The 11,952-nt window shown below is 67.0% G+C and carries 12 protein-coding genes; 4 read left to right on the forward strand and 8 right to left on the reverse strand.

Annotated features, from left to right (window positions below; translation table 11 throughout):
- A partial coding sequence (locus ELR45_RS07560) for a DUF4011 domain-containing protein (RefSeq protein ID WP_165367571.1) occupies positions 1-1,748 on the reverse strand: 1,748 nt, incomplete at its 3' end.
- A gap of 220 nt (positions 1,749-1,968) precedes the next feature.
- On the reverse strand, positions 1,969-2,904 hold the full coding sequence (gene sigJ, locus ELR45_RS07565) for an RNA polymerase sigma factor SigJ (protein WP_129664780.1): 936 nt from the start codon (positions 2,902-2,904) through the stop codon (positions 1,969-1,971).
- 265 nt (positions 2,905-3,169) lie between these two features.
- Here sigJ and ELR45_RS07570 point away from each other — a divergent pair, with 265 nt between their 5' ends.
- Both ELR45_RS07570 and ELR45_RS42010 read left to right on the forward strand, forming a co-directional pair.
- Entirely contained in the window at positions 3,170-3,547 is a 378-nt protein-coding gene (locus ELR45_RS07570) for a DoxX family protein (protein WP_129664782.1), read from the forward strand.
- A gap of 64 nt (positions 3,548-3,611) precedes the next feature.
- Positions 3,612-3,734 carry a hypothetical protein gene (locus ELR45_RS42010; RefSeq protein ID WP_276320650.1) on the forward strand — a complete coding sequence of 41 codons (123 nt, stop codon included), beginning with the start codon at positions 3,612-3,614 and terminating at the stop codon, positions 3,732-3,734.
- A 53-nt stretch (positions 3,735-3,787) separates the two neighbouring features.
- Here the strand turns inward: ELR45_RS42010 and ELR45_RS07575 are convergent, their stop codons facing one another.
- From ELR45_RS07575 to ELR45_RS07600, 6 genes are all read right to left on the reverse strand, one after another.
- On the reverse strand, positions 3,788-4,573 hold the full coding sequence (locus ELR45_RS07575; RefSeq protein ID WP_129664784.1) for an amino acid ABC transporter ATP-binding protein: 786 nt from the start codon (positions 4,571-4,573) through the stop codon (positions 3,788-3,790).
- A gap of 19 nt (positions 4,574-4,592) precedes the next feature.
- Complete coding sequence (locus ELR45_RS07580; protein WP_129664786.1) at positions 4,593-5,858, reverse strand: amino acid ABC transporter permease; 1,266 nt, start codon at positions 5,856-5,858, stop codon at positions 4,593-4,595.
- Entirely contained in the window at positions 5,859-7,037 is a 1,179-nt protein-coding gene (locus tag ELR45_RS07585; protein ID WP_129664788.1) for an amino acid ABC transporter permease, read from the reverse strand. It abuts the gene before it with no gap.
- A 147-nt stretch (positions 7,038-7,184) separates the two neighbouring features.
- A complete protein-coding gene (locus ELR45_RS07590; RefSeq protein WP_129664790.1) occupies positions 7,185-8,321 on the reverse strand; it encodes an amino acid ABC transporter substrate-binding protein in 1,137 nt (378 codons plus the stop codon).
- A 266-nt stretch (positions 8,322-8,587) separates the two neighbouring features.
- The gene (locus ELR45_RS07595; protein ID WP_129664792.1) at positions 8,588-9,349 is read right to left on the reverse strand and encodes an IclR family transcriptional regulator; all 762 of its coding nucleotides are present in this window, start codon (positions 9,347-9,349) and stop codon (positions 8,588-8,590) included.
- A 5-nt stretch (positions 9,350-9,354) separates the two neighbouring features.
- Complete coding sequence (locus ELR45_RS07600) at positions 9,355-10,470, reverse strand: substrate-binding domain-containing protein (RefSeq protein WP_129664794.1); 1,116 nt, start codon at positions 10,468-10,470, stop codon at positions 9,355-9,357.
- Between the two features lie 98 nt (positions 10,471-10,568).
- On the opposite strand from ELR45_RS07600, the gene ELR45_RS07605 reads away from it, so the two are divergent.
- Together ELR45_RS07605 and ELR45_RS40535 are read left to right on the forward strand one after the other, a co-directional pair.
- Positions 10,569-11,486, forward strand: coding sequence for an NAD-dependent epimerase/dehydratase family protein (locus ELR45_RS07605; protein ID WP_129664796.1), 918 nt, complete (start codon positions 10,569-10,571; stop codon positions 11,484-11,486).
- 117 nt (positions 11,487-11,603) lie between these two features.
- Positions 11,604-11,952 (forward strand): aldehyde dehydrogenase family protein (locus ELR45_RS40535; protein WP_240759259.1); only part of this gene is annotated, 349 nt, incomplete at its 3' end.

An 11,952-nucleotide genomic window follows, 5' to 3' on the forward strand; every position in this document is an offset into this window, starting at 1 on the left:
AGGGACGGGACCTGAAGACCGTGTAGCTGCCGGAGCTTCTCCAGCAAGCAGTAGTTCGGCGTGCTGCCGCCGGACTCGTCGAGCTCGATGCGGTACACGGTCCGGCGGGACCGGCCGACGAGCCGGACCGGGACGAGGACCAGGGGGGAGCGCAGGTCGCGGCCGTCGTGTGACCAGACCAGCGATCCCATCGTCAGATAGAGGTTGTTCGCTCCCGTCTCCTCGGCGATGGTGCGCGCCCTGTACGCCAAGTTACGCATTCTGGTGACGTAGCGGTCCGTGCCGACGTCCGCGTACACGGAGCGCTTGTTGGAGAGCAGGTCCGCCAGCAGATCCTGGGGAAGCTCGCGGCCGGCCTGGGCGCCGCGCTCGCGGTGGATCTGGTCGAACTGGTCACTAGGGAGGAGCTGGAGCGCCTTCCCGGCGTGCAGAAGGTCCCGAGTGGTCGTGAGGAATCCGTCTGGGACGGTCAGCTCGACGCCGGAGCGGTCGGTGAAGTTGATCAGGCGGTTACGCAGGCTGAGGTCCAGCAGCGAGTTTTTCCACGCGTGAATCCTCGGCGGCGCAAGGGGCGTCGTCGGTTCACCGTCGCCGGCCGGCGCGGCGGGCTCCACGGGTTGGACGAGGGCGCTGTGCGTGGCGGGACGGTACTCGACCACGGTGACCGTGCCGTCGTCGTCCCGCGTACGCGCCGGAAGCGGGAGAATGCCGGCGAGCCGGGCTTGGCGGACGTCGGTGACGCCGATCAACGCATGCAGGTCGCCGGTCAGGTAGGTGGAGGCGGGCGGGCGGTGTGTCCGGTCGAATGGTGCCGGTTCTTCGGACGCCGTGAGCATCGTGGTCTCGACCAGCCGGATCAGCCCGAGATCGACCAGGTTGACGACGTCGGCGGCGTCGGTCTGCGCGGCGCCATCCAGGGTCAGTTCGTCCCGCCAGTATCCGAGGAAGGCGTGACCGTCGACCACCCACAACAGCGGCCGAATGCCGGCCTGCTCCAGGGCGGCCGCCATGACGACGACCGTGTCCAGGCAGGTTGCGACTCGGCCGTCCAGGACGTCGCCGGGTGTGCGGACTTTCTGCCCGACCTCGGACCAGCTGGCGGGCGGCTCTGCATAGCGGACCTGCCGAGCCTGCATCGCCTCGTAGATCGCTCGGACGATCGCGTCCACACGCTCGGCTCCGGCCTGGTAGCCCTGGATGGAAGGGCTGCCGGTGCTCTGCTGGAGGATGTCCGACGCCTCAGACAGCAGCTTGGTGACCGCCGGGTGGTTCGGCATGACGAACGCCGCCAGCATCTCCAGCGCCAGCAGCGTGGGCGTGGCTCGCCAATGCTGTGCGGCCAGGAGTTCGATCGGCGTCTCGTGGGTGGCGAGAGTACGGCCGTCGTCTGTCAACGCGACGCGGATGGTCGCGGGGCGGGTCTCCTCGATCTGAAGCATGGCGGCCGGGTCGGCGACGAGGCCGACATCGGTCAGGACCAGGGTGCCCTCGCCGTCGAGGTCGACGAGGAGTTCGCGGGGCTTGCCGAGGGTGCCGTGCGCGTCGCAGATCTCGAGAGTGAGCGTGGCACCGAGCGCCGTCGTCTCCGGTGCGTCGACGGCGATGCGGTTGATCACCGGGACCCGGTTGTGCGCCATCGGGTAGCTCAGGGTGGGTGCGGCCACGACATCGATGCTGATCGACGGGTCGGAGTTGTCGGCTTGCTCGATGCGCTCTGGTTCCTCGGCCGGGTGTGCTCGCTCTGGCATCTGGGTCGCGGATGCCGACGTCAGGGGTGGTGGAGTGGAATCGGTCGTTGGCTTCTCCTCGGTCTATGACGGGCGCGGGGCTCACCCCACGCGTTGTTCGGATCGGGTGCTCCCTGTTGGTTGGACACGGCCCCGACCGCTCTGGTCAACGCGTCCGCGTTGCCCAGCGTTCCGTCCTCACTGTAGTCAGTCCTCGGTGTCGCGGCGCCAAGGGCGCGTGTCAGCCCGTCGTCCAAGGACGGAGCTTCTCGGGGTTCCGTATTGCCCAGATGTGCTTGATCCGATGACCTGCGACGTCGAACGCCATGACCACCTCAATGACGCCATCGTGCTGGGCCATCAGGCCGGGCTGGCCGTTGACCGTACGCTCCAGGATTGTCAGGTTGGGTGCCCTGCGGGCGATATCGACGAGGATGCGAGCCACCTGCTCGGCGCCTTCGATCGGACGGAGCTCGGCGCTGACGAGGCCGCCGCCGTCGCCGATCGCCGTGACGTCGGGGTCGAGGAGTCCGATGAGGGCGACGATGTCCTTGGCCTCCCATGCCGCCTTGAAGTCCCTGACGATGCCGGCGCGCTGGGCTGTCGGGGGCGCAGGCGCCTGCGATGCGCGGATGCGACGGCGGGCCGACGACGCCAGCTGGCGACAGGCCGCCGGCGTACGGCCGACGATCTCGGCCACCTCGGAGAAGGAGTAGCGGAAGACATCATGAAGGATGAACGCGACGCGCTCAGCCGGGGTCATCGATTCGAGCACGACGAGGAAGGCCATGTTGATCGACTCGTCGAGAGTGACTCGGTCGGCCGGATCGACCGTGGCGCCGTCTGTCCGCCCGTTGAGCCACTCCGTGCGATCGGGCAGCGGCTCCGGGATCCATTCACCCACGTAGCTCTCCCGCCGAGCCCGTGCCGAGCCGAGTAGGTCGAGGCAGATGCGGCTGGCGACCCTCGTCAGCCAGGCGCCCGGAGATTCGATGGCTTCCTGCTGCTGCTTGGACAGCGCGTACCAGCGGGTGTACGTCTCTTGTACAACGTCCTCGGCATCGGCCAGGGAGCCGAGGAGCCGGTACGCGAGATTGATCAGCTGACGCCGCTCGCTCATGATCGCGCTCAGGCTCGGATCGAGCCGGCCGTCTCCTGGCTCGGATCGGTTGGTCATGGTGTCGACGACTCCTTCGGTCGCAGCTGCCCCTCACCAGTCCGACGAGACATCGCACCGAACTGTGAGGTTGGCGCGTCGCCTCACATTCCGAAGGGCTGCGTCGTCGTACAGCTGAGACGAACACACCATCCGGCGAACGGGCAAGCTTGGGCGACGCCATGGTCGACCTGGGTCCCGCCCCGCTACCTCCGCACGTGGGATCGCCGATCACGACGTCCGACGTCGACCCCGACGTCGCTCACACCCTGCAAGGAGAACTCTCATGAACATCGCGCTGTGGACCATTGCGAGCCTGCTGGCCGTGGTCTTCCTGGCCAGCGGCGCCATAAAGCTGATCCAGCCCAAGGAGAAGCTGGTCGCCAGCATGGGAGTCCTCGAAAACTTCAGCGCCGGCGCCATCAAGGCCATCGGCACCCTCGAGCTCCTGGCCGCGGTGGGCCTGATCCTGCCCGCCGCGTTGGACATCGCACCGGTTCTGGTGCCGCTGGCCGCGGTCGGTGTGGTGGTGCTGATGGCCGGCGCGATGATCACGCACAGCCGCCGTCGCGAGGCCCAGGGAATCGTGGTGACCATGACCCTCTTCGTCCTGGCCGCGCTCGTGGCGTGGGGCCGCGTTGGTCCCGAGTCGTTCGCCGGCTGATTCAACGCGGCGCCTGGCCCGCCCAGGCGGCCGTGGCCCTATTCGATGTGACAAGGAGGAACCGATGAACAACTTTCAGGCCGTCGCCGACCGCGTCGAGATCGAGGCGCTGCGCGGCGAGTTCGGCCCCCGAGCCAGGATGGGCCACCGATCTGCGTTGGAGACGCCCATGATCATCGAGGATTAGGCGTGTGGACACCCCGGTCATCCTCGATGATCATGAGACTTCGGGTCGGGATGTCAGAGGATCTGCGAGAGGAACAGCTTGGTCCGGTCCTCCTGAGGGTCGGTGAAGAAATGCTCCGGGGTGCCTACCTCGACGATCTGCCCGTCCGCCATGAACACGATCCGGTCCGCCACTGCCCGGGCGAAGGCCATCTCGTGCGTCACCACGATCATCGTCATGCCCGACTCCGCCAGCTGGACCATGGCGTCGAGCACCTCCTTGATCATCTCCGGGTCTAGCGCCGAGGTGGGCTCGTCGAACAGCATCACTCGCGGTTTCATGGCGAGCGCCCGGGCGATGGCGACGCGTTGCTGCTGGCCGCCGGAGAGCTGGGCTGGGTATTTGTGCGCTTGCTCGGGGATCTTCACCCGCTCGAGGAGCTCCGTCGCGTACCCATCGGCTTCGGTCTTCGACTGGTGCCGTACCTGCCGTGGCGCAAGCGTGATGTTCTCCATGATCGTGAGGTGCGGAAACAGGTTGAACTGCTGGAACACCATGCCGACCTCGCGGCGGACCTCCTGGATGTTCCGGACGTCGTCGCTGAGCTCGATTCCGTCGACGACGATCATGCCGCTGTCGTATTTCTCCAGCCGGTTGATGCAGCGAATGAGCGTCGACTTGCCGGAGCCCGACGGCCCGCACACAACGACGACCTCCTGGCGGCCGATGACCAGGTCGATGTCCTTGAGCGCCTGAAAGTCGCCGAACCACTTGTTCACCCGCTCACATCGGATCATCTCTTCACCCGTGCCGCCCGCGCGCCAGGCAGCCTGAGTGAGAGATGTGCTGGTGCTCGTCATGCGCTCCTCCTCGCTCGACTCAGCGTTCGCCGAGACCTAGACGTTTCTCCATCCGCTGGCTCTCCCGTGACATCCAGTACGACCCGACCCAGTAGATGAACGACACGAAGATCAGGGTCTCCGCGTGCAGGCCCTGACCGAGAAAATCGGGCTGCTGGGTGACTCGGCGGGCGACCGCGAGCAGGTCCAACAGTCCGATGATCAACACCAGCGACGTGTCCTTGAACAGGCTGATGAACTGGCCGACCATCGCCGGGATCACGTTGCGCAGCGCCTGCGGCAGGATGATCAGCCGCATGGTCTTCCACGCGGGCAGGCCGAGCGCCTGCGCTGCCTCGTACTGTCCGGTCGAAATGCTCTGCAGGCCACCACGGACGATCTCGGCGACGTACGCGGCCGTGAACGCGATCAAGATGATCAGGGCGCGCCACGTCCGGCCGGGGGTCGGGAAGTCGGCGGGCAGCAGGAACGGGAGAATCAGCCACCCCATGAACAGCAGCGCTATCAGCGGCACACCACGGATCAGTTCGATGTAGACGACCGACACCAAGCGGACCGCTGGGAACGATGACCGTCGTCCGAGAGCGAGCAGGACACCCAGCGGGAAGGCGAGCGCGATGCCGCCGACGGCCAGGAACATGGTGAGCATCAGCCCGCCCCAGCGAGCAAGACTCACCCCGTCGAACTGGGTCATGACGACGTAGGACACGGCCAGGCCGAGCAGCACGGCAAGATGCATCCATCGACGCCGGCCGGGTGGGATCCGCCTTCCGGCGTAGTAGCCGAGTACGGCCAGCAGGACCACACCGGCGAGCAGCACCAGCGGCGTCGCGGTCCGCACGAAGACCACGAGCGCGACGAGGAGCAGCAGCGCGGGCGCGGCGCGGCGCACATTCTCGTGCCACGAGGCGCCGATCCGGACACCGCGTATCCGAGCTACCTCAGTGTTCGCGCGGGCGGTCACGCCTAGACCGAGCCCCACCACCAGGCCGAGCACGGCCATCGCCGTCCACGGTCGCCACAACTCGTCCCGGGGGAATGTCCCCACCATGAAGTTGGTGAGGTTGACCTCGACGATCTCCCACCGGGCGGTCACGAAGACGAAGCGCAGAACCCGGAAGATGAGGTAACCGATCGCCGGTGCCAGCACGATGGTGATCACCGAGTTGTACCAGGTGTTGAACAGGTTCTGCCGCACCCATTCGCCCGGGGACACAGCGCGGACGGGAGGTTCCTCCTCCGGAGGAGGCTGGTACTCCTCAGTGGGGACACCGATGTCGGACATCTATGCCCCCCGCCTGGTGAGCCGGCGATTCAGCAGATTCACGACCACCGACAGCAGGAGGCTGATCGCCAGGTACAACAGCATCATGATCCCGACGAGTTGCGGTGCCGGCTGGCCCTGGCCGATGGCGATGCGAGTCACCCGGAGAAGCTCCGGGAAGGCGATCGCGATGCCGAGAGCGGAGTTCTTGGCCAGGTTGATGAACTCGTTGCCGGTCGGGGGGATGGCGATCCGGAGCGCCTGCGGTAGAACCACGTATCGGTAGCGCTGGAACCCGCCGAGCCCCAGCGCGTGGGAAGCTTCGCTCTGGCCTTTGGGGACGGCGAGGATGCTGCCGCGGACGATCTCGGCGATGAACGCCGCCATATACAGCAATAGCCCGAGCAGCAGCGCGCCATGTTCGACGGAGAGCTCGTAGCCGCCGCTGACGTTTCGTCCCTCGAGCGACGGGAGCGTGATCGACACCGGTCGGTCGAGGACGGCCCAGGCGACGCCGGCGACGATAAGGAACGCGGCGCCACCCCAGAGCACTCGGTGGTGGGGCTCGCCCGTCGCGTCGAACCTCCGGGTCCGCCAGGCGCCGACGATGGCGGCCAGCGCGAGGGCTCCCGCACAGATAGCGAGGAAGATCCCGCTGTTCTCGGCAACGGCGACCCATGGCGCGTACAGGCCCCGGTTGGAGAACACGAACCCACCGGCGTCGAACGCATCGTTGATGCGTGGCAGGCGCTGGAGCACGGCGAGGTAGAGGAACAGCAGGAAAACGATGAGTGGGACGTTGCGAAGCGCCTCGACGTATCCGGCGGCGCACTTGCGGACCAGCCAGTTGGTGCTCAGCCGCGCGATCCCGACCAGAACGCCGAGAACGGTGGCGAGGATGATGCCCCAGATCGAGACGACGATCGTGTTCTGCAGCCCCACCAGAAGTGCGTCGCCGATGCTGTCTCGCGAGGAGAAGTCGGTACCGGTGAGCGCGAATCCCGCCGGCTGGTCGAGGAAACCGAAGTCGGTACGCATCCCCTGCGCCCGCATGTTGCGGACCAGGTTGCCGCCGAGTAGCCAGAGCAAGGCGCCGACGCCGGCGAGGAACGCGACCTGGACGGCGACTCGCAACACGCGCTCGTCCCGCCACGGTGGCGGCCGCGTTCCGGTGACGTTCGGTTGCTGCCTTGCGCTCACACCGCCTCCTCGTGGCGTCCGCACGGCCGTCGAGCATGATCAACCGGGTGTCGCGCGCGGCCGGCACCGGGTGCGTGCCGGCCGCCCGCGGCACCAGACGCCCGGACGACGGAGGACAGACGTACGCGTCCGGGGGTCGGCGCCGGTCTACCGGTACGGTGGCGCGTACAGAAGGCCGCCTTCGGTCCACAGCGTGTTGAAGCCGGGGTCCAAGCCGAGCGCGGTTTCGGGGCCGACGGTCCGCTCGTAGATCTCCTGGTAGTTGCCGACCTGCTGGATGACGTTCACGGCGAAGTCGGGATCGAGGCCCAACCCGGCGTCGAACTCGTCGACACCGAGGAAGCGTGCCACCTCGGGATCCTCTTCCGGATCGACGTCGAGGAACTCCTCCACGTTGCTGGAGTCGATCTCGAACTCCCACGCTTGGATGGTGACGATGACCGCCCAGCGAACGGCGTCGAACCACTCGACGTCGCCGTCGAGCGTCACCGGTCCGAGCGGCTCCTTCGACATCGTCTCGTCGAGGATCGTCAACGCGTCGGGCCCGCCCTCGTCCTCGGGCCACTCGGCGCGGAACGCGGCGAGCTGGGACTTGTCCGACGTCCACCCGTCACACCGCTCGGCCAGGAACGCCTCACGCAATGTGTCGTTGTCTTCGAACGTGAGGGGCTCGTAGTCGAGCCCACGGGCGACGAACACGGACTCGAGGTTCAGCTCAGTGGTGGTGCCGGAAAGCGTGCATACGACGGTGTCCTGCATGTCGTCCAGAGAGCCGTAGTCGTCGTCGGAGCGGACCATCATCCCTTGGCCGTCGTAGAACGTCGTCGTGGTGAAGCTCCCGCTCTCGCCGCCGTCTCGGGAAGCGGTCCACGTCGTGTTGCGGATCAGCACGTCGATCTCGCGGGCCTGTAATGCCGTGAACCGTGCCTCAGCGGTCAACGCGGTGTATTCGACGGCGTCCGCGTCGCCGAGCACGGCCGCGGCCACGGCTCGACAGAACTCGACGTCGAAGCCTTCGTACTCGCCTTCCGCGGTTAGGAAGCCGAAGCCCGGAACGGCGTCGTTCACACCGCAGTTGAGTACTCCCCGGCTTTGGACCTCGGCGAGCGTGCCCTCGGCTGGAGGAGCTTCGTCTTCCTCTCCCTCCGCTGCATCGACTTCCTCCCCGCCGTCGTCCTCTGGAAGTGCGGGCTCATCGCCGCCGTTGCCGTCGTCGCCGTTGCATGCGGCGAGCACGAGCGCTGGTACAACCAGTAGCGACGTGAGGAACTTTCTGTGGCGCATGTTGCCCTCCCGTGATCAACGGAGGCCATACGGTCCCCTCAAAGGGCGCTGCCGTCCATTTGCGTGCACACCCTCTGGTGTGGTGAGGGCGGACGTGCAGCATGGATTTCAGAAGGCTAAACCTCGGCAGCATCTGGCGTCACTAGTCCGATTTGTATCGATATGTCCTGTGATCATGTTGTGATTGTCTCGCTTGCTTAGCTCTACACGAAGAAAATGATCGCGGCGCCGGCTCACAACCGGAAGACGTATGCGCCGCCGCGGCACTACTCGCTGGTCGTGATGCTGGCGCGGATGGAAAGCCGCTGCGCGAGCTGCTTGACCAGGACAGCATCCCGGTCACTGTCTCGGCCGCGGTTCAAAGCCGAGATCGACCCGACGGCGGCCAGCGCGCCCTGCGGACCGTAGACCAGGGCGGCGGTCCCGGCCAACGCCATTTCGCCGGTATCCGCGTTGGACGCGTACCCGCGGTCCCTCGCGACCGCCAGCGCCGCGAGAAGGTCGTCCGTGTCGAAGAGCCGTCCGCTGGGCGACTGCGGCACACCGTGCTCGTGCAGTTCCCGCACTGTGTCGTCCGGAAGATCGCTGAGCAGAGCCAATCCGGTGCCCGTGGACCACGCGGGCAGCCGCATCCCCGGTTTCAAGGTGAGCGGCAAGGGCTCGCTGTCGCGGTGAACCGCCAGGTACGCGACGTCGGTGTCGACAAGCGCGGCCAGCACGACAGTCCGATCGTGCAAGCCGTGTACCCGCTCGCATTCCGCTTCGAAGTGCTCGAGGATGTCGGTTCCACCGACGAATCCGCGGGCGATCGTGCCGATGCGGCTGCCCAGCCGAAGCCGGCCATCAAGCTCGCGGCCGACGATGCCGGCATCGACCAGGACACCGCAGATGTCCGCGACCGAGCTCTTCGGAGTCTGCGTCCATCGGGCCAGGTCGGCGATGCTGCACGCTGCCGGCCGCGACGCCAGCTCGGTCAGGATCCGAGTCGCGCGGCGAACAGCGGGCGAGCGTCCCGGGGTGGCTGGCATGCGTGTTACCCCCAAGGCTCGTAGGTCGTGGCGTTGTCCGCTGTGATCAAGCTGGTGGGCAGGAGCCGTGTCCGTGGACGGAGTGGGCGCCCGGCGTGCAGATCGGCAGCCGCGACGACGGCCAGCCGGCCCAGCTCTCGGGGATCTTGTGCGGCCGTGGCGACGAGGGGCTCACCCCGGACGATCGACTCGACGGCGGCCGCGGAGCCGTCGACGCTTACCACTGGAACCGAGAGCTTCCGTGCGTGCAGCGCCTTGAGCACCCCGAGCGCTGTGGGATCGTTGATGGCGAAGATCGCATCAGGGACCCGCTGGTCGAGCATCTCCTTGGCAGCGTGTTCGCCGCCGTCGGCCGAGTGGTCGCCGGTGACCCGGGCACTGACGGTGACGCCGGGGAACTCGCGCAGTGCGGAGAGGAAACCGACGATCCGGTCCCGGACGGCGGTGACCGGCAGGCCGTCGACGATTCCGACCGTCCCGGTACCGCCGAGCAGCCGGCCGACATGCCGGGCCAGCGCCTGGCCTGCTTGGACGTTGTCCGTCGTGACGGTCGCGTCGGCGCGGGCAGCGCCGACGTTCACGGCAACCACGGGTATGCCCGCGTCCTGTGCCTTGGTGATGGGGCCGGCGACCTCGGCGGAGTGCACGGCGTCAAGGATGATCGCGTCGACCGAGGCGGCGGTGAACGCCGTGAGATGTTCGCACTGACTGGCGACATCTTGACCTGCGTCTTTCAAGATGACCTCGGCGCCTAGTTCACGTGCCGCAGCCGCGATCGCGTCCGCCTCCACGGTGAAGAATGGATTGGTGAGGTTCTGAACGGTCAAGCCGAGCCGTGCCGGCCTGGTGGGTTGCGAGCGCTGTGCATCCGCCAACTCCGCGAGCCCGAGTCCCAAGCGATAGCGGCCATCAGGTGCGTTGGACAGGAGTCCGTCCTCGACGAGGGTTTGGCAGATGCCGAGCAAGCTGCTCTTGGGGATCCCGAGCCGACGGGTGAGCTCGGCCAGCGAGCTCGGGCCGTGGAGGGCGATGTCCGTGAGGACGTCGACCGCGCGGGTCACAGCGGGCACGCGCGACGCTCGCTGCTCGTCACCGGCCGTTGCTTCCTCGAACTCGGACACGTGCGAAACCTACGCCCTCTCGTTGCGTGACCTACCGCCGCCTAGTTTACAGTGTGTTCTACATATCGGTCAGTAGGCCGAAATACTGAAGGAGGGTTATGAACATCTTTCTCACCGGGGCCACTGGCTACATCGGGGGCTCGCTGGTCAGCCGGCTCGTCGGCGACGGGCATACGGTCCGTGCCCTGCATCGGGATGGCGACCGAAAAGACGCCGTCGCCGGAATGGGCGCGGAGCCGGTGCTGGGTGACCTCGACGACAGGGACATTCTCGCGGGAGAGGCGCATCGCGCGGACGCCGTGATCAACGCGGCCGACAGTGATCATGCCGGTGCGGTGGAGTCACTGCTGGACGCGCTGGCCGGAACCGGCAAGCCGTTGATCCACACCAGTGGCTCGAGCATCGTCGGGGACGCATCCAACGGCGAGTACAGCCCTACCGTCTACGGCGAGGACGTCGCGGATCCGGGCAGCGGGTGGGAGCCCGCAGCCGACAAGGCGGCCCGCGTCGCCATCGACCGGACCGTCCTGGCCGGCGCGGACCGGGGCGTGCGGTCCGTCGTGCTGTGCAACAGCTTGATCTACGGGCATGGGCTGGGCATCAAAACGGACAGCGTCCAGCTGCCTCGCCTGGTTCGGCAAGCCAGGGCCAGTGGCGTGACCCGGCACGTCGGACCGGGCCGCAATGTGTGGTCCAACGTCCACCTGGAGGACATGTGCGAGCTGTACGTGCGCGCTCTCGGACAGGCGCCGGCGGGCTCGTTCTACTTCGTGGAGAACGGGGAGGAGTCGTACCGAGCGATGAGCGAGGCCATTTCCGACGCCTTGGGTTTGGGCGAGCCACAGCCGTGGAGCGTAGAAGACGCTGTCGCCGAGTGGGGGTATGAGGTGGCTGTCTACGCTCTCGGATCCAACAGCCGCGTCCGCGCTCATCGTGCCCGCACGGAGCTTGGCTGGGCTCCCAAGCATGCATCGGTCACGGACTGGATACGGAACGAGGTGAGTGCCGAAGGCTGAGTATCGGTAAACCGATGGCGCTATCGCATTTCCGATCGGCCGGGAGGCTATGTCGTGAGCTCTTCATGCCGTGGTACTCGCCGATTTGATCGCGGGTAGCGTGAGAGGAGAGAGCGTATGCCAGCCGAAAGGGATGAGATCGTGTCCGATCGAGAGCAAGCTGTACTGGGAAGCGTCCCGACGGGGTTGTTCATCGGCGGGAGCTGGCGGGACTCGGCGTCGGGCGCGCGCTTCGATGTCGAGGACCCGGCGACGGGCGAGGTCCTGACCACGGTGGCGGACGCGACGCCCGAGGACGGCGACGCCGCCCTGACCGCGGCCGTCGACGCTCAGCGGTCCTGGGCGGACACGCCGCCGCGGAACCGCGGGGAGATTCTGCGTTCCGCGTTCGAGATGATCATTGAGCGACGCGAGGACCTTGCCTTGCTGATGACCCTGGAGATGGGGAAGTCGCTGGCGGAATCCC

The organism is Phytoactinopolyspora endophytica (assembly GCF_004138495.1).
Lineage (GTDB): Bacteria > Actinomycetota > Actinomycetes > Jiangellales > Jiangellaceae > Phytoactinopolyspora > Phytoactinopolyspora endophytica.